14 protein-coding genes are annotated in these 21,445 nt (G+C 63.2%); 7 read left to right on the top strand and 7 right to left on the bottom strand.

All coding sequences use genetic code 11. The annotated features are described in order from the left end of the window. The first annotated feature begins 180 nt into the window (after positions 1-180). Positions 181-1,179 carry a sensor histidine kinase gene (locus ACP693_RS13990; RefSeq protein ID WP_426020314.1) on the top strand — a complete coding sequence of 333 codons (999 nt, stop codon included), beginning with the start codon at positions 181-183 and terminating at the stop codon, positions 1,177-1,179. 279 nt (positions 1,180-1,458) lie between these two features. Here the strand turns inward: ACP693_RS13990 and ACP693_RS13985 are convergent, their stop codons facing one another. Further along, the gene (locus ACP693_RS13985) at positions 1,459-3,393 is read right to left on the bottom strand and encodes a methyl-accepting chemotaxis protein (protein ID WP_426020313.1); all 1,935 of its coding nucleotides are present in this window, start codon (positions 3,391-3,393) and stop codon (positions 1,459-1,461) included. A gap of 165 nt (positions 3,394-3,558) precedes the next feature. Beyond that, positions 3,559-3,711, bottom strand: coding sequence for a hypothetical protein (locus ACP693_RS13980; protein WP_426020312.1), 153 nt, complete (start codon positions 3,709-3,711; stop codon positions 3,559-3,561). A gap of 116 nt (positions 3,712-3,827) precedes the next feature. Between ACP693_RS13980 and ACP693_RS13975 the strand changes: the two genes are divergently transcribed. After that, positions 3,828-5,552: an ATP-binding protein gene (locus ACP693_RS13975; protein WP_426020310.1), complete on the top strand. Its 1,725-nt coding sequence runs from the start codon at positions 3,828-3,830 to the stop codon at positions 5,550-5,552. A gap of 505 nt (positions 5,553-6,057) precedes the next feature. Here the strand turns inward: ACP693_RS13975 and ACP693_RS13970 are convergent. From ACP693_RS13970 to ACP693_RS13950, 5 genes are all read right to left on the bottom strand, one after another. Next, on the bottom strand, positions 6,058-6,450 hold the full coding sequence (locus tag ACP693_RS13970) for a BLUF domain-containing protein (protein WP_426020308.1): 393 nt from the start codon (positions 6,448-6,450) through the stop codon (positions 6,058-6,060). Positions 6,451-6,500: 50 nt separating this feature from the next. Next, positions 6,501-8,444: a PAS domain S-box protein gene (locus tag ACP693_RS13965; RefSeq protein ID WP_426020306.1), complete on the bottom strand. Its 1,944-nt coding sequence runs from the start codon at positions 8,442-8,444 to the stop codon at positions 6,501-6,503. A 243-nt stretch (positions 8,445-8,687) separates the two neighbouring features. Next, a complete protein-coding gene (locus tag ACP693_RS13960) occupies positions 8,688-10,865 on the bottom strand; it encodes a putative bifunctional diguanylate cyclase/phosphodiesterase (protein WP_426020304.1) in 2,178 nt (725 codons plus the stop codon). 234 nt (positions 10,866-11,099) lie between these two features. Next, positions 11,100-12,503 carry a recombinase family protein gene (locus ACP693_RS13955; RefSeq protein ID WP_426020302.1) on the bottom strand — a complete coding sequence of 468 codons (1,404 nt, stop codon included), beginning with the start codon at positions 12,501-12,503 and terminating at the stop codon, positions 11,100-11,102. 1,318 nt (positions 12,504-13,821) lie between these two features. Beyond that, entirely contained in the window at positions 13,822-15,222 is a 1,401-nt protein-coding gene (locus ACP693_RS13950) for a tyrosine-type recombinase/integrase (RefSeq protein ID WP_426020300.1), read from the bottom strand. Positions 15,223-15,460: 238 nt separating this feature from the next. Between ACP693_RS13950 and ACP693_RS13945 the strand changes: the two genes are divergently transcribed. The 5 genes from ACP693_RS13945 (at position 15,461) to ACP693_RS13925 (ending at position 21,444) form a co-directional block, all read left to right on the top strand. Beyond that, positions 15,461-16,474, top strand: coding sequence for a LacI family DNA-binding transcriptional regulator (locus ACP693_RS13945; RefSeq protein WP_426020298.1), 1,014 nt, complete (start codon positions 15,461-15,463; stop codon positions 16,472-16,474). Positions 16,475-16,537: 63 nt separating this feature from the next. Beyond that, entirely contained in the window at positions 16,538-17,680 is a 1,143-nt protein-coding gene (locus ACP693_RS13940; protein ID WP_426020296.1) for a fumarylacetoacetate hydrolase family protein, read from the top strand. After that, the gene (locus ACP693_RS13935) at positions 17,677-18,435 is read left to right on the top strand and encodes an SDR family NAD(P)-dependent oxidoreductase (RefSeq protein WP_426020294.1); all 759 of its coding nucleotides are present in this window, start codon (positions 17,677-17,679) and stop codon (positions 18,433-18,435) included. The genes ACP693_RS13940 and ACP693_RS13935 overlap by 4 nt, the downstream gene beginning before the upstream one ends. Positions 18,436-18,487: 52 nt before the next feature. Beyond that, positions 18,488-19,921 carry a sugar porter family MFS transporter gene (locus ACP693_RS13930; protein WP_426020292.1) on the top strand — a complete coding sequence of 478 codons (1,434 nt, stop codon included), beginning with the start codon at positions 18,488-18,490 and terminating at the stop codon, positions 19,919-19,921. Positions 19,922-20,001: 80 nt separating this feature from the next. Continuing rightward, positions 20,002-21,444 (top strand): aldehyde dehydrogenase family protein, encoded by a 1,443-nt coding sequence (locus tag ACP693_RS13925; protein WP_426020290.1) that lies wholly within the window; start codon positions 20,002-20,004, stop codon positions 21,442-21,444. Position 21,445 lies beyond the last annotated feature (1 nt).

Here is a 21,445-nt window from a genome sequence, read left to right as displayed (position 1 = left end):
CTTGGCGACGGCCGAACGGGTTTTTTTAGGGCGGGCCGCCGATGCAGCGCAGGCGTTGACGAGGCGAGCGCAAGGTGGGCTGGGCTGGCGCCCTAGCCATGGCGCTAAATCCGGCCCATGGCTAACTGAGCCGTTCGCGCGCCGCTGCATCGGCAGGATATCAGCCGTTGAGCCAGTCCAATGAACCAACCGAGTTCCGCCGTGTGGGATGAGCGTCATCTTCGTCTCGGCGTCACCGCAGCTGGCGTGGCGTTGTGGGCATGGAATGTCGATACCGACCGCCTGACGATGGACGATATCGGATACGGCCTCTGGAACATTCCGGCTGGCGGGCCGGTAACATTTGAGGACTTGTCAGCGAACATCCATCCCGCCGACCGGGACAGGGTACGGGCCGCTTTCAGCGCGACGCGCGGGATCGTGGGACCTTACGAAATCGACTTCCGCATTCTCATTGCCGACGAGGTTCGCTGGATTTCGGCCCGTGGCCGGGGAGACGACGAGGGCATCGTAGGGCGCGTAATGTTCGGCGTCTTCTTGGACGTCACAGGACGAAAGCAGGCTGAAGAGGCCAACGAGCTGTTGGCCGGCGAGATGAGCCACCGCGTCAAAAACCTGATCGCCATTGCAGGGGCGCTGACTGCGATGACGTCTAGGTCCGCCGAGACAACGGAAGATATGGCTCGGGAGCTCACACACAGACTTACCGCGTTGGGGCGAGCGCATGACCTCGTGCGACCTGTTCCCGGCCAAACCGAGAACGCCGCCCTTCTAGGGGATCTCATCTCTGTCGTGCTGATGCCTTACGATGATCTCGGCGCCTTCAGCGGTCGGATCAGAGTGTCCGTGCCGAGAATGGGCATCAGCGAGTCTGCCGCCACCAATGTCGCGCTAATCCTGCACGAGTTAGCCACGAACTCCGTGAAGCATGGGGCACTGTCGGACGACGCCGGCCTTCTGGACGTCAGTTGCCTGATCGAGGACGAGGACGCTGTGATCATCTGGACGGAACGCGGCGGTCCCTCGGTGTCCAAGCCTGATTCCGGCACGGGGTTTGGAAGCGGCCTGCTGGATCGTCTCGTGACGCGGCAGCTCAATGGGGCCATCGACTACGCCTGGCTGCCTGAGGGGCTGATTGTGACACTGCGGATCCGTTCGGCTAAGCTGGGGAGAGGTTAGGCTGGACCTGCCTCCTGAAAGTCCGCGATCCACCTTCCTAGACTTTGGGGCAGTCCGCTTTCCGACAGGCTGCCCTCAAGCTGGCTCAGAGGTGGTTCTGTTCCGAGATCTCCAACCTGTCCCCTTAGTGCAGGTCTAACCACATTCGACCGCTGCTAGAGATCCAATGCCGACCACAGCGCACTGGACTGCAGGGAATGCAGTCGGATCCCAGCCTCTCTGCACCCGGAGCTGAGACGGCGCGAGGGGGGCGCGCGCCTTCTACAGCACTCGCCTGATTTAGAACTCTTCCCAACCTTCGCTTTCGGGCTTGCGAGCGGCGCCGCCGCGACCGATGGTCTTCAAAGCCTGGACCATCGGAATGACCGGCTTCCGCTGACCATAGGCCGAAGTCACTGCTGGCGAGTCGCGCACCGGCCGCAGCGCTGGCCGCTCCGCGGAGGCCTGGACCGGCGAACCCGCGCCGACCCTGAACTGGGCGACCGACGCCTGCAGGGCCTCGGCCTCCTGGGCCAACGAGTGGCTGGCGGCGGTCGATTCCTCGACCATGGCGGCGTTCTGCTGCGTAACCTGATCCATCTGGTTCACGGCCGTGTTGACCTGGGCCAGGCCGACCGCCTGCTCCTGGGCCGAGGCTGCGATTTCGGTGACCAAGCTGTCGATCTCGGCGACACGATCCACGATCCGTTGCAGGGCCTCGCCGGTCTCGCCGACCAATTTGACGCCGGCGCCGACCTGACCCGTCGAGGCCGAGATCAGGGTCTTGATCTCTTTCGCCGCTTCGGCCGAACGTTGCGCCAGGGCCCGGACTTCCGAGGCCACGACCGCGAAACCGCGACCGGCGTCGCCGGCACGAGCGGCTTCGACGCCCGCGTTCAGGGCCAGAAGGTTGGTCTGGAAGGCGATCTCGTCGATGACGCCGATGATCTGGTTGATCTGGTTGGACGAGCCCTCGATGGCCTGCATGGCGGAGACGGCGTCACGAACGACCATGCCGCTCTTTTCGGCGTCGCCGCGCGCAGCCTGAACCACGTCGGAGGCTTGACGCGCACCCGAGGCGGTCTTGTTCACCGTGGCGGTGATCTCGTCCAGGGCGGCGGCGGTTTCTTCTAGCGAGGCGGCCTGCTGCTCGGTGCGGCGCGACAGGTCGTCGGCGGCCTGACTGATCTCGCTGGCGCCGGAACGGATCCCGGACACGTTACTGACCACGACCGAGATCGCCCGCTGGAGTTGGGCGATGGCGGCGTTGAAGTCGGCTTTCAGCGATTCCGCGCGCGGGGCCACCTGTGCCGTGAACCGGTGCGTAAGGTCGCCGTTCGACATCGCCGACAAGCCGTCGGCCAGCGCCGTCAGCGCCACCCGATCTTCTTCAGCGACGCGCGCCTTCTCGGCCTCGTTCGCTGCACGCTCCTGCTCCCCAAGCGACCGCTGTGAAAGAGCCTCGGCCTCCAGCCGATCCTTCTCGATGGCGGCGTCCTTGAAAGCCAGCACGGCGTCAGCCATCCGACCGACCTCATCACGTTGGCCGACCGCCGGAATGGTTACCGACTTGTCGCCCTTCGCCAGTCGATCCATGGCGGCGGTCATTGCGATGATTGGACGCGCGACCAAACGCGCCAGCATCATGCCCATGGCGGCCGACAGCATGATCAGGATCAGACCCCCAGCTACCAGTACCGTGATCGACTGGCTCAATGCCGCCTCATGCTCGGCAGCGCGGATCGTGACACGCTCCGCCGCAGCCTCGCCTAACTCGCCGCCAAGCGCTCGAACCTCCGTAAGATCCAGCGTCGACGAGGCCCCATCGTTGACGATGTCCTTGCGAGCGAACTCGGGCGCCGCGACATCGCCTCGCCAGGATTCTACCGCAACCTTGAGCTTGTCCAGGCGCGCACGCTGCGCCGGTTGGGTCGTCGAGGTGTGGAATGCCGTCCACTCCTTTTCGAACTGAACCCCCGCCACATCGTAGGCCTCACGCGCCGCGTCTCCCCCGCCGAGTAGATAACTGCGCAGCGCGTTCTCCTGATCGACCGTCAGGGCGACCAGACGGTCAGCCTTTTGGTTCAGCGTTTGCGAACGAGAGGCCGATTCCGCAGCCTCACGCAAAGTTATCAGATCGACAAAGATTAAGGTGCTCGTCGCGGCCGCAGCGAGGATAACCAAGGAGAAGGCAAGCAACAGTTTACGGGACAACGGCAAGTTACGCAGGAACATCTGACCACTTTACAGATGCGGCCCCCACGCCAATCGTTTGCGCCGCACTCGCTTGCAGGTGACACCGGTAGCAATGAATTTTGCGCTAACGTCACGCTTCGATGATGGTGCTTAGGGGAAACTTCCTGCCCTTTGTCCCGGACCGGGGTCTGCAATGCGCGAGGATCAGATATTGTCGGCATGCCAGGAGGGAAGGCGCACGATCTCGGTCCGATCCACCCGTCGCTCGTTGGTCAGTTGGCCCGCTTGGCCGTCGAACCAAGCGAGATCGACGAAGGCGGCGTGGATGTCCTCGAAATCGAAAATCTCATCCGGCATGATGACGCGAAGCTGAGGCGGCCGGTCCCGGCGTCATTTACCCCCGCTGGGGGAGGGCATGCGCCTAACGAAGTGTCCACTGTTTTGGTCGCAACGTTCGGGGAAACGAGGACCGTATGGCCCACCCTGACTCCCGCGAGCTTCTGCGTGCTGCAATGGCGGCGCGTGCCCGCCAGTGGCCCACCCGGCTAGGCCTCGGCGCCGTGATAGCCGGCGCCTTCTTCATGACCACCGGCGGCGTCTTCGCGGCGAGTTGGTTCTTGCTCTACGCCACTCTTCAACTTCTGGAATGGCGTGTCTTCGGCGCCCAGCCCCGAGCTGCTGATTGGACGCCGACGACGGTATGGTGCTCCGGGGCGATTATGCTGGTCGCCGTGAACAATGCGGTCTTCGGCGCCTTCGCTGTGCGCCAGGCGTTCGAGGGCGGCGATTTGAGCCTCGTTTCGGCTTCCCTGCTCATCGCCGGCGCCATCATCAACGGGGTCATCGTCAGCGCCGGATCCCGTGCGCTGACATGGGCCTCCATTCTCCCCCACATGATGGGTTTTGTCGGGCTCGCAGGCGCCGCCATAGCCACCGGTCACACGACGCTTGCGACACTCCAAATCTCCGGAGCAAGCTTGCTCTTCGTCGTCGCCGCCTGTGTCGCCTCGACACAGCTGGCGCGCAAACTTCGCCTCGCCGAGGAAGGGCGATTGATGGCGGAGCGCGCCAATCGCGCCAAAGGGCAGTTTCTCGCCAATATGAGCCATGAGATCCGCACGCCTTTGAACGGCGTCGTCAGCATGGCGGATCTCCTCGCCAAATCCCCGCTGGCGGAGGGCGACCGCGAGATGGTCGAAATCATCCGCGCCTCCGGGCAGAACCTCACAGGACTTCTCTCCGATATTCTCGACGTGGCGCGCATCGAAGCTGGCGAGATCGCAATCGAGTCGGCGCCGTTCGAGCTTGGCGACATGCTCCGGTCAGTCTGCGCTCTATTCAGTCTCAGGGCGCGGGAAAAGGGCGTTGAGGTCGCCTTGCAGATCGCGCCGACGGTCGATCGAGTGATACTTGGCGACGGGGCAAGATTGCGTCAGGTCGTCACCAACCTCGTCGCCAACGCCATCAAATTCACCGATCGCGGCGAAGTGCGTCTGGCGGCCGAACTGGACAATCAAAACCGCCTCAGCCTTTCCGTCCGTGACACCGGAATCGGTTTTGATCCAACGGCGACCGGCGATCTGTTCGGGCGGTTTCAGCAGGCCGATGGTTCGATCACGCGCCGCTTCGGTGGGTCCGGGCTTGGGCTGGCGATCGCAAAGGACTTGACCCAACTCATGGGCGGCGACATCGGCTACGACAGCCGACTTGGGACGGGCTCCGTCTTTTGGGTCTTGCTGCCTTTCGTACCCGCAGAGCGACCGACGGCGACCATCCAGCCGACGGGCCGGCGTGATGACGCGCCTTATCGCATCATTTCAGTGCTCGTGGCCGATGATCACGAGACCAATTCGAAAGTCGTGAGTCTGATTCTCGATCAGGTGGGTGCCCAGTGCACCACAGTCGGCGACGGAGCCGCCGCGGTCGCAGTGTTCAAAGCGAAGAGCTTCGATCTCATCCTCATGGATATGCAGATGCCAGTCATGGACGGCCTGACGGCGGTTCGGCAAATTCGCGACATCGAGGCGACAGGTGGTCGCGGCCGTACTCCCATTGCGATCTTGTCGGCCAATGCGCTCCCCGAGCACATAGCCGTCGCGCTTGCGGCAGGAGCGGATCGCCATGTCGCCAAACCCGTTAGGCCTGACGTGCTGATCGATCTTGTCCACGAGCTCGTCTTTGAGGGGGCGCCAACATAGCCTGCGAGAGCCTGTTCAACATAAATGAAGCACGCGCTCGTCCTTGACTTCACCCGCTTATTAGCAGGTCGCCTTACCCGGCCTAGGGCAGCGGTCAGCGTAAGGTGGGAAAGCGGATGTTCAGCCCATGTCGCGGGCCACAAGCTTGTCAGTCACAAACCGCGCGCGTATTTTCTTCCCACAAGCGCGGCTATTCCCCGCCAGACAAGCACGGTTGATCACCTTTCCTAACCGGAGGCCCAGGCATGCCTGACTACCGTATTTACCTTCACGATGGACCAGATAACCCACCAGTCACCGAGACATTCTTAGCGCACGATGACGTAGAGGCCCTTGCCCTTGGGGAGATGCGGCTGCTGCTGACGACTGAATTTACCCATGCAGTCGTCCTCCAAGATCGTCGGCGAGTTGGATCTTTAAGGCGAGACAGTCAGCCCGCTTTGGAAGAGTTGGCCGCAGGTGCTTCCGGCTAGTTACGTGCTGCCGGCGACAGCCAGAGGCGGGGTCAGGTTGCGACACCCTCATGCGCAAGCGTGGCCATCAATGCGATCAAGCCCAACCCATCGTCCGCTTTAATCAGTGTCGCTGTTTCGGGTGCCGCCTTGGCGAGGTCCACGCGCGCCATCGACCAATCCGGCAGCAGGCGTCTCTCCGATGAGCCGCGGAGTAGGATCCTCAGCTGTGTATGGCGGGTGTCGGCCACAAGCGTTTTGACCAGCTCGTCAATGGCGAAGGGTGAGCCTTCGAGAAGCTGGATGTAGGTCTGCTGTGAGAAACCCAGCGCTCCAGTGATGTTCATACGGGCGTTCTTCGAGAGGGAAGACCGGAAAATCCGATCCAGCGCGACTTCTGGCAAGATCGCGACAGCGTGACTGCGATACACGAGACGGTCGATCAAAGTGCGGGGTTCCCTTGGCTAACTTCGCTGGCGATATTCACGCCCGGGGCTCAGTCCACTGCGCGTTGAGATTCTTCCAGCGCCAGGTCATCTATAAAGCTCGCCAGCTGAGCCAGCGTGAATGGCTTGGCCAAGCGCGGCAGAATGGCCACGTTGGGCCCGGGCGAGGGGTGAAGGTCAGCATAGCCGGACGCCAACGCGACAGCCGCTGCGGGTCGCAGCTTCCTCATCTGTTCCGCAAGCTGGCTGCCGGAGAGCCCGGGCATAACCTCATCAGTCAGAACGAGGTCGATCTCCGGGTGCCGCTGAAAGATTATCAACGCCTCATCACCGGAGTTTGCGACGAGGACGTTGTGGCCGAGCTCATCCAGCATCGCAACAGTATTGGTCAGCACGAGAGGATCATCATCAACGGCGAGCACGACTAGCCGTTCTCCGACATCATCGACGGGCTCGGTCACCGTCAATCCTGCGGCCGGGAGGCGAGCGCCTGCGAGTGGCAACCACACGTCGATGCGAGCGCCCTGGCCGATTTCGCTCTCGATCTCGATCCAACCTCCGGACTGTCCGGCGAGGCCTTGGACCATCGAAAGCCCGAGCCCCGTGCCCTTGCCAACTCCCTTCGTGGTGAAGAACGGCTCGGTCACCTTAGCAACGATCTCGGGCGGCATCCCCGTGCCGTTATCGCTCACGCTGAGCCTTACATAGCTTCCAGGTCGGCGTTCGCCCTCCCTGCGCACGACCTTCAGCTGCTCGGCGGTGATCGAGATTTCTCCCCCGTTCGGAAGCGCGTCGCGCGCATTGACGACAAGATTGAGCAACGCCGTCTCGAGTTGATAGGGGTCGGTCTGAACTCTCGGCAACACATCGGCAAACCGCATCCGGACATCGACGTTCGGCCCGATGGAGCGGCGGATGAATTCGCCCATGCCTCTGACGAGCTGGGGTATATCCACGGCTTCGATCTTCAGTTCCTGCTTGCGCGCAAAAGCCAACATCCGTTGGGTAAGGATCGCACCACGCTCAGCGCCCTGAATGGCGTTCTCAAGAAGCGGCGTTGTTCTGGGATCGTAAGGAAGGCGTTTCCGAAGAAGGTCAAGGCTGCCGGTAATCGCCGCCAAGAGGTTGTTGAAGTCGTGCGCCACCCCTCCGGTCAGTTGCCCGATGGCCTCCAGCTTTTGTGACTGATAGAGGGCCTCGCGCGCGGCCTCGAGTTCGCGTTGGGCCTCGGCCCGCTCCGTGACGTCACGAGTTATTTTTGCAAAACCGACAATCTCGCCGTCGTCGCCGGTGATCGGATCGATCACCACGTGCGCCAAAAAACGCGTTCCGTCCTTGCGAAGACGCCATCCCTCTTTCTCGAAGCGTCCAGCGTCACGAGCAATGCTGAGGGCGACGGTTGGAGCGCCGGCCTCCACTTCCTCGGGAACGTAAAACCGTGAGAAATGGTCGCCGATGATTTCGTTTGGCGTATAGCCTTTGATGCGCTCGGCGCCGGCGTTCCAGCTGACCACGGTTCCGTCAGGGTCGAGCATGTAGATGGCGTAGTCTGTCACGCCTCCGACAAGTATTCGAAACTGCTCCTCGCTCTGACGGAGAGCCTGCTCAGCCGCTCTACGCTCCGTCAGGTCACGCGTGATCTTGGCAAAACCGATCAGTTCCCCGTCGCGGCGTATGGGATCGATCACCACATGGGCCCAGAATTGGGCCCCATCCTTCCGGAGGCGCCACCCCTCAGCTTCGAACCGCCCGGAGTCTGCCGCCATCTTCAGAGCATTTGACGGCCGCCCGGCCTCGCGATCCTCAGGAGTGTAAAATCGGGAGAAATGCTCGCCGATGATCTCTTTCGTGGTGTAACCCTTGAACCGTTCGGCTCCCGGGTTCCAACTTGTCACGTACCCCTCGGCATCCAGCATATAGATGGCGTAGTCCGTTATGGACTCGACCAAGAGCCGATATCGGCTGTCGTCGGCGCCGTCTTGCAGTGTGGTCAATGAGTTGGCCCTATTCCCGTGGCCGAACGAAGCGCCGCGCGAAACGTTCCGTTGCCGGCCATTGGAACAAAACACTATCCCCAACGGTGTGATCTGCGAGGTAGGCATCGCGCCGGAACGCCGTGCTGATACCGCATCCGTGGTCCACGTCGGTCCGGTAGCTGGTGGCAAAGGCGAACCTTCGTCCGGCACGCAAAGCTGGCGATTGACCGTCGGCTCGATCGCGCTCGCGGCGACCCGGTCTTATTCTGTCGGACTAGGCGAGGGCTGACGGCGATCCGCTGGGTTTTCGACGCCCACCCCTACGCCGCGCCAGTGAGCGTGGATCTCCAAAGCAGCATTCGTGATCTCGCTGCTGGCAAGGTGGATGGATCGGAGCTCTCCGCACGCCTCCGAATAAATGAGTTCGACCATCAGGCCCGATGCGTTCGCCTCCCGGGCAAGTCTCAGCGCGCATTGAAAGGCCGCCGCTCGACTTGCAAAATGCCCGAGTTGCCGACGCTCCGACACCACGCGCCATTCCAGACCGCAGAGCAAGACGGCGTAACGCACCACGTCAGCCGTCTCGCTTGAGACAAGCGGCGCCCGCGTCCGCGTGGGCCGCGAAAGACCCGGAGCGGCTGGGAGGTCCGGATCGCGTTTTTGCGCCTTGGCGAACAGCAGCTTCGTCACTGCATGTCGGTCCACGGCTTTGGAGTAGAGGTAGCCCTGGGCTAACGAGCAGCCGAACGTTTCCAGGAGCTCCGCCTGCTGACGGGTTTCCACGCCTTCCGCCACGACGCGGATGCCGAGACGGGCGGCGATCGCGATCAGTCCCTCTACGATGGCGGCGCTGCGGCTTTCGGGCTCCATGCGCGACACGAAGGATCGGTCGATCTTGATGATATCTACGGGAACCGACAGCAGATGGGTCAGAGATGCGAATCCGGTCCCGAAGTCATCGAGCGCTACCCGAAGCCCGTCCTGTCGAAGGGTCTCTATCTCGCGCGCGACCTTGCCGTCCTGGGCCATATAGACGGACTCAGTCACCTCCAAGATCACATGCTGTAATGACACATCTTCGCGGCCAAAGGCTTCCGTGATGGCGGCGTGTAGCGCCCCGCCCTGGAAGTCAGCCGACGCAGCATTGATGCCGACATGCTGAAACCATATTCCAAGGTCCAACCAGCTCCTGACATCGCGCGCGACGATGTCCAACATGCGGCGCGTTAGATTGGTCGACGTGTGAACGTCGGACGTCGCATCCATGTAGGATCCGGCCGCAAACACCTCTCCGGATGGCGAAATTACGCGAAACAGCGCCTCCAGCCCCACGATCTCCCCCGTGTCCAAACGAACGATCGGCTGATAGTGGGCGTCGATGCGGTTTTCTCGGAGTGCCTCGCTCACGTCCCTAATGGCGCACAGCCGTTGGGTCATTGTCGTCCCAAGGTCGGGCGAGTAGGCTACATACCCGCCCCGGAGCGTTTCTTTCGCATGGTAGAGTGCGAAATCTGCCCATTGCCTTAGCTCATCGATCGTCGCTCCGCCTCCAGAAGCGGCGCCGCCAATAGTTGCGCGAGGAACCGTGCGATGGCCCTCGCAATCAACCGGCAGATCGAGACCTTTGAGGATCAATTTCGCGAGGCGCTCAAGACCGTCCGGTCGCGCCTCATCACCTATGACGAGGACGGCGAACTCATCGCCACCTAACCGGAAAGCCGACTGAGGAGCAGCCTGTTCGATACAGGCCGCCGCAGCCTGGATAAGGCAATCGCCCGCCTTGTGCCCGAAGGTGTCATTAACCGTTTTGAGGTTGTCGAGATCGATCACCAGCAGACCTCGCTGGTAGTGCAGTTCGCTGCTGTCGCGCGTCACGGCTTTGTCGAACGCCGCCCGGTTCGGCAGATCTGTTAAGGTATCGTGATAGGCCAGTCGGTACTGGTCGGCCATCTGCCGGTCTCGCTCGAGCGCAATCGAGCACAAGTGCGTCGATGCCTGGACGACCCGGGATTCCAGTGCGGTGTGACGCCGAGATTCGCGAAAGTAGAAGGCGAACGCCCCTAAGATCTGCCCCGCCTGACCAATGATGGGCGTGGACCAACATGCCCGAAGGCCGGCCGACAGCGGGATAGCACGGTAAAGGGCCCATCGCGGGTCAGTTGCAATATCTTCCGCCTCCACTGAGGTGCGCAATGCGATTGCAGCGCCGCAAGTACCGACCTCTGGCCCCACAGCGAGACCGTCAAACGCGTCCGAGAAGCCGGGCGGAAGACTTGGACCCGCCACCGGATGGAGTCGGCCATCGGCGTCAACAGAAAGTATCGAGCATACCGCGTCCGAGATTATGGCCTCGACCTTGAGGCACAGGGCACGCGCAGTCCTCTCCAGCGGCTCACCGCGAGCGACCATTTTAAGAATGTCGTTCTGAAGCAGAAGCATTCATTCGCCCTAGCGAGCGATGACGCTAACTCACGCCCCTTAACGGCGACCTAGGACCCATGCTTAATGGACGACTTCCAGAGGCGGCTATACATGACATGACGGCAAAGCTTGGCATGACTGCGGCTAGACAAACCAGACATCTACTCGCCGTTTGGATTCCTCAATGACCGTTAGGCGCGGGAGGGTGGGATGTTGGCTTTCCGAACCGAAGCTTGCGGCTGAAGTCGACCCTTAGCCGACATCAGCCCTCGCTGCCGAGGGCCCGTTGTGCATGAGGGCCGCCTGTCGGGCTGAGGGGACGTAGCCAGCCATAGCATAGGCTGCTTTCAGGTTTCCAAATCTCCGGCGGATCGTGGCCGGGGTCGGTACACCCGGGGTCGATAGGATGAGTGGGATCGTAAGCCGTCCCTCCACCGCAAGAAGACCGCGTAGCTTCCTGATTATATGCTCATCGGACAGCACACACCCTCTTTCGCGACGCCTCTCTGTGATCGCTTGCATGTTGGCCAGTGAGGTCTGCTGGCGTTTGGTCATATTGAAGCCCGCCTGCGCGAAATGCGTTTGCAGATCGCCCAACCGCCGCCTGTAATATGCGCTGGTTCTTCCGCTGTAGGCACTGATCAGTGCTTGGCTGACAAAACCATGCTTCTGATAAAGCGCGTGTATCTCGGCCATGAGGTCTTCGTTAGTGGGCACGCGGCGGCGACGAAGATACTCCCGTTGGGCACCCTCAAATGTCGCCTTCGTTACGATTGGCTTCACAAACCCCGGAAGGCGCACCCAGTCTTCCGGCGTGGTAGGCAGCGGCTTGCCGAGATGCTGCGGAAACCGGGCGCCGACATATGTGCCCGCGTACTTCTCGTTCGTGATGATCTGGCGGACGGTATACCAGCGCCAATCTCTTCCGTTCTCTGCCTTGAGCCCATCGCGGTTTAGGTGCGTTGCGATCTCAGCGAAGCTGAGCTGGTCTTGTATATACAAGCGATAGATGCGCCGCACGGTGGCCACCTCATATGCTGGCCCATGCACCAATATGCACCGCGACTTCAGGTGAGGGTTTCGCTCGCCATATTGGCAGACGCGTAGTGTTCGACCGGAGCGTGTCACCGCCTGTCTGCGCAGGCCATATCCCGGAGCACCGTTGGTCCAGTACCCCAAGTCTCGAAGGCCTTCCTTCGCAGCTTTCGTTTTATGGGCCAGTTCGCGACTGAACTCTGCCGCCATCAGGCGCTTCATAGATTTCAGCAAGCCAGACGTCGGGCTTCCGTCGTTGGCAAATGGCTCTGCGCAGTAGTGAACAGGTATACCAGCCTCGACGCAGATGAACTCGTAGTGTGCGGCTTGGTCTGGGTTCTGGAAGCGCCCCCAACGGCTGATGTCGTAAACGAGCACGGCGGTGTACTGAGCGGTTCCACCGACGACGTCAGCCAGGAGGGACCGAAGTGCTGGTCTGTTCGAAATGTCCAAGCCGCTGACGCCAGAGTCGGCGTACGTCTGCACAACTTCGTAGCCGTGCTTTTCGGCATACTCCGCTATGGCAAGCGACTGCATCTCAATCGAGAAGTCCTGCCTGTCTGTCGACATGCGGACGTATTGAGCGGCGGGACGGAACTGAATGTTCGGCGGTTCGAGCATTTCTTTGGATACCGTAGCGGGAAGTCTGATCCGCTAACGTTCACGGTAGTGGCCAAACAGGAGCGACCTTGCTGGTCAGTGTTCCGCCCGTGTCGCCCAGTCGCCGTGACAACGCAAACAAATGTCAGCTTCCTACCCCTGACGGACATTGTGAGGGTCACCTTTCAGGTGACTCCCCAAACCCGGATCGTCGTGTGCGTCGTTCCGTGTGCACCCTCTTTCGACGCCCTCCTCGTCCCCAGCCCATACTGGACATGGCCCAGGCTATGCGCTCCACAATCGGCAATCTGGCACCGGGCGACATCTATCCCGCGTGCCTCACGCCGACGGTGCGCTGGGACGGGGAGGATGGAACTTAGCGTCTGCCCGCGGGGCATTCACGAAGGCGATCTTCGACAACGCCACCAAGCGCGCGCCAAGGTGACGATGTCGGGTTTCCTGAAGGAGTTCGAATTGGTGCGAACAACGTGCGGAAGCTGCTGGCCCACCGCGAGCGCAATCCTCTAGGCGGCGAAATGCTTCCGCACATTAGAACATCGCCTCGCTCCGTCCCGTTGCGGAGATGTGAATGACCTCGTGGCAAATATTGTCGGATCGGCTGCAGCCGTCTGCTCCATCACCAACTTCGCCCCTCAAGGGATCAAATCTGGAAGGAGCGAGACGCTTCGTCAGTGACCTCAAGACTTACTCGCTTACCGTAACCTGCTTTATCCTCCGGGTGGTATACGGCGTGAGACCCAGGCTTGGCCGGTGACTGCGTCCAATAGCTTCGCGCTTGTGATAGCGTCGGAGTGCTCTTCATGAAATGGCGCTTCGAGACGGCGATCCGAAGTCGAAATACACCAGATCGGGCAAGAGGGCGCGAAGCAGACATACAACCCGCCCTCCAAAGCTAGTAAGCCTCAAGAGCTGATAACGTGCCGCTTAGATTCCCCCCGATCGCGCGACGACTACGGCGATTAGCCCCAGGCAGATCACCGCAGCTAGCGCAATGGCTATGCCCGAGATCTTGAATGCGCCCAAGCTCGCCTTGTCAGGCGGATCGTCAAAACCGATAGGCGTCTCACGTGGGGGCTTGTCATCCATAGACCACCCAACGCGCCTGCGATGGAAGCGTTCGCTTTCTCGCGCATCCTTGATGATGACCCTTCCGAGGCGGCAGCGCACAGCGGCCATACGGCCCCCGATCAGGGCAATGCCACGTAGTCATCCTTGCCGCGGCCGCTTTTCCAATCTCAGCCAATTTCAGATTAGATGATTGCTCGACCAATGCCTTCCCACGGGTGCTGCCCGCCATGCACAAATAGTCGCCCCCAGCCTAGCCCTCCTGCGAGATGACCAACGGTTCTACGTCGTTAGCGGCTGTCAGACCGAACATTGAACTCCGAAGGATGCCGACATGAGTGGATGGTTTCACGGCGCTGGGCCCATGTTCGACAATCCGCAGAAGCAGCGCTTCCCACGCACGCAGAGCGGTGCGCTTGTCCACCATATACTCGTTCGCGTCGTAGTGGGTGCTGGAGACTTGAGCCCCGCCGCCGGCGTCGGTGCCGTGGCCCAAAACCTTCGAGCGGATAAAGGGGCTGACCCGAAGTCTTTCGCTGGTTAGCGCCGTCGAACCGGTGCGTCGCAGATCGTGAACCGTCGCGTCTTCGACCCCGATGCAGTCTCTTAACCGGTCCATTGCTCTGGTCATCGCATCGGCGCGCATGGGTTGGGTATAGTCCCGTTGATGTGGGAAAACGGGCCCCTTCAACCGGTCGGACGGAAGCTTGGTGAGCGCAATGGCCTCGCGAATGAGCGTGACCGCGTACGGCGGCAGAGGCACTTGGTGAGGGCGATCCGACTTCATCCGCTCGGCCGGTATGAGCCAAACCGCCTGGTCGAGATCTAGTTCGGCGAGGTCCATGCCCGCTATCTCGGTTCTGCGCTGCAGGAGCAGGAGCGCAAGCTGCAGGGCGATGCGGACCGGCCTGCTCACAAAGACGCTGTCGCCTCGGGGGGTACACAATGGAGTGTGGTCAGCTAAGGCGTTCCAGAGCAGTCGCAGTTCCGGGTCCTTCCAGACTCGGCGGCGAGGCTTGGCGGAGTGCAGGGCCGCGAACCCCATGGCTGGGTTGATCTCCACCAACTCCTCGCCAATGCCGAAGTTGAATACTTGACGGATCAGCGCTTGGACACGGTTGGTTTGAGCCCCGATCCCTTTCGCCGTCATATCGCGAAGCAGCGCCTTGATCGTCGAGCGCTTGATACTCGCCAATGGCTGGTTTGAGAGGACAGGCTCGATATGCCGCTCAGACAGGCGCTTTTCGTATTTGAGTGTCGTTGCGCGCTTCCGCTTGCGCTTGGGCTGCCACTCTCCGGTTTCGCACGCGACCCAATAGGCTTCGAGCAGCTTGCCGAACGTGTCCAGCGCCTCGAGTCTTGCCTGTTCCTTGATTTCCTGACGTTCCCGGACCGGATCGCCTCCGTGTCCGATCATTTCGCGCAAGCGACCCGCTTCTAGGCGCGCTGTGCGAAGGTTTACAGTCGGAAACTCTCCCAGGCGATGACGGGCGTGGCGTCCATCTGCCGCACGATATCGCATCGCCCATGATTTCGTTGTCCCGGTGACGCGCAAGTGCAGGCCCGGGCAATTTTGATCGAAGATTTCTAGGCGCTGATTCGGGACGCTTTTGATGGCGTGGATGTATCGATCGGTCAGCGATATGGCAGGCATGGCGCACAATTCCTCTGCAAAATCTGGGGTACGCCGGGGGTGCGGCGTGCTGGAACTTGAGGTTACGCCGTGATAAACCGAAAACAACCAAATTGTTGATTACAGAGGTAAGTGAATAAGATTGAGAACAGTCGAAACAACGTGAAATCGACTATTCACCCGTTCCTAAAGCCGAGGTCGGGGGTTGGAGTCCCTCCGGGGTCGCCATCCCTCTGCGTCCGCGCTACTCAAGGTGGCTATGACGACCAAAGCCAGCCCGCACCGCAACCATACCATGAGCGACGTTGCGCGCCTGGCCGGCGTTTCGCCGATGACAGTGTCGCGTGTGGTCAATGGGGATGCGCGCGTGCGCGAGGCGACGCGCGAGAAGGTCGAGAAGGTCATTCGCGAGACCGGCTATGTGCCCGATCCCGCCGCGCGGATTCTGGCGCGGGCCGGGGGCGGGCGGATTGGGCTGCTCTACGCCAACCCGTCGAACGCCTATCTGGCCGAGGTTCTGTCGGGCGCGCTTGAGGGGGCGCGGTCGGTGGGTCTGCTGCTGTTGATCGAACCTTCGCGGGCCGGTGCGCCGGACGAGGAGCGCGAGGCGGTCCAGCGGCTGGCGGCCGGCGGGGCGCAGGGGGTGATCGTGCCGCCGCCTCTGGGCGAATCGGACGCGACTTTGGACGCCATCGCCAAGAGCGGCATGAAGGCCGTAGTCCTGGCCGCGCCCGTCGATCGGGACGGCCTGATCTCCCTGCGGGTGGATGATCAGGGTGCGGCGCATGAGATGACGCGCCATCTGCTGGACCTGGGCCACCGCCTGATCGGCTTCGTCGAGGGCCGTCAGGACCAGAGCGCCAGCGCGGATCGCCGCATGGGCGCCCAGGCCGCCGTCGATGCGGTCGAGGGCGCGGCGCTGCTGGTCGAGGCGGGCGATTTCACCTACCGATCCGGCTTCGAGGCCGGGCGACGGCTGCTGGCCCGGCCCCAGCGTCCGACCGCCGTCTTCGCCAGCAACGACGACATGGCCGCCGGCGTTCTGGCGTCTGTGCATGCTGCGGGCCTGTCCACGCCGGGCGACATTTCCGTCGCGGGCTTCGACGACACCTATTTAGCTGCCAGCGTCTGGCCGACCCTGACCACCATCCGCCAGCCGGTCGCCGAAATGGCCCGTGCCGCCGCCGTGATCCTGGGACGGGGCGGGGAGGAAGACGGCCCGGTCCCCCACCAATTCATCGCCCGCGAAAGCACCGCCTCGCCAAGCGATTGACATCCGCCTCCCGCTAAAAGATGTTAGCGCTAACACGTCCAAGAACGTGAGGAGGATGATATCTTGTTGCTTGCTGAGTGCCTGCCGGCGGACTGGCGCGACGCGCGCCTGCTTGGACGCGTAATGACCTCGGCCGGGCCGTCGCCTGTGCTGGCGCGCGGCGGGCGGCTGTATGATCTTACCGGCCATGTCGCCACGACGGCCCAGGCGGTCGCGCTGGACGATCTGGATACGGCGGGCGTGGATATGGGGCCGCTGGACGCGCTGACGGTCGCCTCGGCCTGGTCGCTGCAAGGCATGCAGTTGCTGTCGCCGCTGGACCTGCAATGCATCAAGGCCTCGGGCGTCACCTTTGCGGTTTCGGCTTTGGAAAGAGTGATCGAGGAACGCGCGCGCGGCGACGCCGACGCAGCCAATTCGGTGCGACAATCCATCCTCGACCGGATCGGCGGCGACCTGAAGGACCTGCGTCCAGGCTCCGAACAGGCCGAAGCGGTCAAGGCGCAGCTGATCGCCGATGGCCTGTGGTCGCAATATCTCGAAGTCGCCATCGGCCCTTATGCCGAGATCTTCACCAAGGCGCCGGTGCTGGCCTCGGTCGGCTGGGGCGCCGAGGTCGGGGTGCGTTCGGACTCGGCCTGGAACAACCCGGAGCCGGAGGTGGTGGTGATCTGCGATCCCGCCGGCCGCCCGGTCGGCGCCAGCCTGGGCAATGACGTCAACCTGCGCGACATCGAGGGGCGTTCGGCTCTGTTGTTGGGTAAGGCCAAGGACAACAACGCCTCGGCGGCGGTCGGCCCCTTCATCCGCCTGTTCGACGACGGCTTCGGCATGGACGACGTGCGCTCAGCGACCGTCCGGCTGGAAGTCGAGGGGATGGACGGCTTCGTCATGACGGGCGAAAGCTCGATGAGCCTGATCAGCCGCGATCCCGAGGAATTGGTGCGCCAGACCTTGAGCGCGCATCAGTATCCGGACGGCTTCGCCCTGTATCTCGGCACCATGTTCGCGCCCATCGACGACCGCGATGCGCCGGGCAAGGGGTTCACCCACAAGATCGGCGACCGGGTTCGCGTCTCGTCCGAGAAGCTGGGCGTGCTGGAAAACATCGTCGCGACCTGCGACCAAGCCCCGCCGTGGCAGTTCGGGGTGCTGGAGCTGATGCGCAATCTGGCCGGTCGCGGCCTCTTGGGAGCGGCCGCATGAGCGGCGCAATCTATCCGTCGCTGAAGGGCCGTCTGGTCGTCGTCACCGGCGGCGGCTCAGGCATCGGCGCCGGCTTCACCGAGGCCTTTGCGCGCCAGGGCGCCCGCGTCGTCTTCTTCGACATCGCCGAGGCGGAGTCGAAGGCGCTGGAGGCGTCGCTGGCCGAACTGTCGCCGGCCCCGACCTTCCGCCCCTGCGACCTGACCGACATCGCCGCCCTGCAAGGCCGTCTGGCGGAGGTCGTCGCCGAACATGGCCCCATCGACGTCCTGATCAACAACGCCGCCAACGATGATCGCCATACGCTGTCCGAGGTCACGCCTGACTATTGGGACAATCGGATCAACGTGAACCTGCGCCATCTCTATTTCGCGGCCCAGTCGGTCGCGCCGGGCATGCGCGCGCAGGGCCGGGGCGTGATCATCAACCTCGGCTCGATCAGCTGGCACCTGGGCCTTCCCGATCTGTCGCTCTACGAGACCGCCAAGGCGGGCATCGAGGGCATGACGCGGGCCCTGGCGCGCGAACTGGGCGGCGACGGGGTGCGCGCCGTCTGCATCGTGCCGGGCAACGTCCAGACCCCGCGTCAGATGAAATGGTACACGCCCGAGGGCGAGGCCGAGATCGTGGCGGCTCAATGTCTGCCCGGCCGGCTCCAGCCCGACGATGTCGCCGCGCTGGGCCTATTCCTCGCGTCCGACGACGCGCGCCTGATCACGGGCCACGAGTATTTCGTGGACGCCGGCTGGCGATAGGGTTTTCTGAGTTTCACGCCCGCGTCAGACGGGTTTCGGAGGGAATATCGAAATGGCAGGACCGACGGGGGGCACAGGCCCCGATATTGCGGGCGACGACCGCGTCAACATGGCCTTCATCGCACTGATCGTGGCGGTCGCCACCATCGGCGGCTTCATGTTCGGCTATGATTCCGGCGTCATCAACGGCACCCAGGACGGGCTGGAGGCGGCCTTCAACCTGTCGGCCCTGGGCACCGGTTTCAACGTCGGCGCCATCCTGCTGGGCTGCGCCGTCGGCGCCTTCATCGCAGGGCGCCTGGCCGACGCCATCGGCCGTCGCACGGTGATGCAGATCGCCGCTGTCCTGTTCATCGTCTCGGCCTTCTGGGCGGGCGCAGCTGACAGCTCGGCCCACTTCATCATCGCCCGCTTCATCGGCGGCCTGGGCGTCGGCGCGGCCTCGGTCCTGTCGCCGGCCTATATCTCCGAAGTGACCCCGGCGGCGATCCGCGGTCGGCTGTCGTCGGTGCAGCAGATCATGATCATCACCGGCCTGACCGGCGCCTTCGTGGCCAACTACGTCCTGGCGCGCACCGCCGGCGGATCGACCGCCGACTTCTGGCTGGGCTTCCCCGCCTGGCGCTGGATGTTCTGGCTGCAGGTCGTGCCGGCCGCCATCTATCTGCTGGCCCTGCTGGTCATCCCGGAAAGCCCGCGCTTCCTCGTCGCCAAGAAGAAGGACGCCCAGGCGCAGGCCGTGCTGTCCAAACTGTTCGGACCCGCCGCCGGCGCCCGCAAGGTCGGTGAAATCCGCGCCTCACTGAGCGCCGATCACAAGCCGAAATTCTCGGACCTTCTGGACCCTGCGACGAAGAAGGTGCGCCCCATCGTCTGGGCCGGTCTGATCCTAGCCGTGTTCCAGCAACTGGTCGGCATCAACATCGTCTTCTATTACGGCGCCGTGCTGTGGCAGTCGGTCGGCTTCTCCGAGAACGACGCGCTGCAGATCAACATCCTGTCCGGCGTCCTGTCGATCGCGGCCTGTCTGGCGGCCATCTCGGTCATCGACAAGATCGGCAGGAAGCCCCTGCTGCTGATCGGTTCGGCGGGCATGTTCGTGACCCTGGGCACGGTCGCCTGGTGCTTCTCGCGCGCCGCCCTGATCGACGGATCGCTGCATCTGGACGACAACACCGGCCTGATCGCCCTGATCGCGGCCAACGCCTATGTGGTCTTCTTCAACTTCAGCTGGGGTCCGGTCATGTGGGTCATGCTGGGCGAGATGTTCCCCAACCAGATGCGCGGTTCGGCCCTGGCCGTCGCCGGCTTCGCCCAGTGGATCGCCAACTTCGCCATCTCGGTCAGCTTCCCCTGGATGGCGGCGACCCTGGGTCTGGTGGTCACCTACGGCTTCTATGCGGTCAGCGCCCTGATCTCCTTCTTCCTGGTCCAGGCCTGGGTGAAGGAAACGCGCGGTCGTGAACTGGAAGACATGACGGGCTGATCTTTCGCCCGTCCATCCCCATCTCCCCGAAACGGGCGGCGCTCCCCCGCCGCCCGTCAGCCTTCAGAAAAGGACATCCCATGACCGACACGCTTGAACTCTTCCACTGGATCGGCGGCGAGAAGGTCGCGGGCGCGTTTGCGGGCGAGAGCCTGAACCCGTCGGACACCCGCGACGTCGTGGCCCGCACGCCCAAGGGCGGGGCCGCCGAGGTGGATCAGGCCGTTCAGGCCGCCCGCGCCGCCTTCCCCGGCTGGTCTGACGCCTCGCCGGAAGTGCGCTTCGACGTGCTGGACAAGGCCGGGTCGCTGATCATGGAACGCGCCGCCCAGATCGGCCGCCTGCTGGCCCGCGAAGAGGGCAAGACCCTGCCCGAGGGAACCGGCGAGACGATGCGCGCCGCCCGTATCCTGAAGTATTTCGCCGGCGAGGCCCTGCGGGTCCACGGCCAGAACCTGGCCTCGACCCGTCCAGGCGTCGAGATCCAGACCTATCGCCAGGCCGTCGGCGTCTTCGGCCTGATCACCCCGTGGAACTTCCCCATCGCCATTCCGGCCTGGAAGATCGCCCCGGCCATCGCCTTCGGCAACACCGTCGTCATCAAGCCCGCCGGCCCGACTCCGGCCACGGCCGAGGCCCTGATCGCCGTCCTGCATGAGGCCGGCCTGCCCAAGGGCGTGGTCAATATGGTCATCGGCGACGGGGACGTCGGCCGCGCCGTCGTGGCCCATCCGGGCATCGACGGCATCAGCTTCACCGGCTCGCAAGCCGTGGGCGCGGGCGTCGCCGAAGGCGCGGTCAAGCGCCAGGCGCGGGTCCAACTGGAGATGGGCGGCAAGAACCCGCTGATCGTGCTGGACGACGCCGATCTGGACCGGGCGGTCGCCGTGGCCCTGGACGGCAGCTTCTTCGCCACCGGTCAGCGTTGCACCGCCTCCAGCCGCCTGATCGTTCAGGACGGCATCCACGACCGCTTCGTGAAAGCCCTGGCCGAGAAGGTTGCGGCCCTGCGCGTCGGAGACGCACTAGATCCCAACACCCAGATGGGCCCGGCGGTCAGCGAGGCCCAGCGCGAAACCTCGTACAAATATATCGACATCGCCCGCGACGCCGGCGGACGGATCGTCACCGGCGGCGAGCGTCTGACGTTCGACGCCCCCGGCTGGTACGTCCAGCCGACCCTGATCGCCGACACCGCCGCCGACGCCCGCATCAACAACGAGGAAGTCTTCGGCCCCGTCGCCTCGACCATCCGCGTCGCCAGCTATGAAGAGGCGCTGGCCGTCGCCAACGGCGTCGAGTTCGGCCTGTCGGCCGGCATCGTCACCCAGTCGCTGAAACACGCCCGCGACTTCCAGCGGAACGCTCGCGCAGGCATGACCATGGTCAACCTGGCCACCGCCGGGGTCGACTATCACGTGCCGTTCGGCGGATCGAAGAAGTCGAGCTACGGCTCACGCGAACAGGGCTTCGCGGCGGTCGAGTTCTACACCCAGATCAAGACCTCCTACTCGGCGAGCTGAT

The organism is Brevundimonas sp. TWP1-3 (genome assembly GCF_049896085.1).
Lineage (GTDB): Bacteria > Pseudomonadota > Alphaproteobacteria > Caulobacterales > Caulobacteraceae > Brevundimonas.
The sequence above is the reverse complement of the archived record's forward strand: the minus strand, read 5'-3'. Positions and strand labels throughout refer to the sequence as shown.

Bases quoted from the DNA above. Each gene is read 5' to 3' on its own strand.
- ACP693_RS13985 (WP_426020313.1), bottom strand. From the start codon at position 3,393: ATGTTCCTGCGTAACTTGCCGTTGTCCCGTAAACTGTTGCTTGCCTTC.
- ACP693_RS13925 (WP_426020290.1), top strand. From the start codon at position 20,002: ATGACCGACACGCTTGAACTCTTCCACTGGATCGGCGGCGAGAAGGTC.
- ACP693_RS13980 (WP_426020312.1), bottom strand. From the start codon at position 3,711: ATGCCGGATGAGATTTTCGATTTCGAGGACATCCACGCCGCCTTCGTC.
- ACP693_RS13935 (WP_426020294.1), top strand. From the start codon at position 17,677: ATGAGCGGCGCAATCTATCCGTCGCTGAAGGGCCGTCTGGTCGTCGTC.
- ACP693_RS13990 (WP_426020314.1), top strand. From the start codon at position 181: ATGAACCAACCGAGTTCCGCCGTGTGGGATGAGCGTCATCTTCGTCTC.
- ACP693_RS13950 (WP_426020300.1), bottom strand. From the start codon at position 15,222: ATGCCTGCCATATCGCTGACCGATCGATACATCCACGCCATCAAAAGC.
- ACP693_RS13960 (WP_426020304.1), bottom strand. From the start codon at position 10,865: ATGCTTCTGCTTCAGAACGACATTCTTAAAATGGTCGCTCGCGGTGAG.
- ACP693_RS13975 (WP_426020310.1), top strand. From the start codon at position 3,828: ATGGCCCACCCTGACTCCCGCGAGCTTCTGCGTGCTGCAATGGCGGCG.
- ACP693_RS13945 (WP_426020298.1), top strand. From the start codon at position 15,461: ATGACGACCAAAGCCAGCCCGCACCGCAACCATACCATGAGCGACGTT.
- ACP693_RS13930 (WP_426020292.1), top strand. From the start codon at position 18,488: ATGGCAGGACCGACGGGGGGCACAGGCCCCGATATTGCGGGCGACGAC.
- ACP693_RS13955 (WP_426020302.1), bottom strand. From the start codon at position 12,503: ATGCTCGAACCGCCGAACATTCAGTTCCGTCCCGCCGCTCAATACGTC.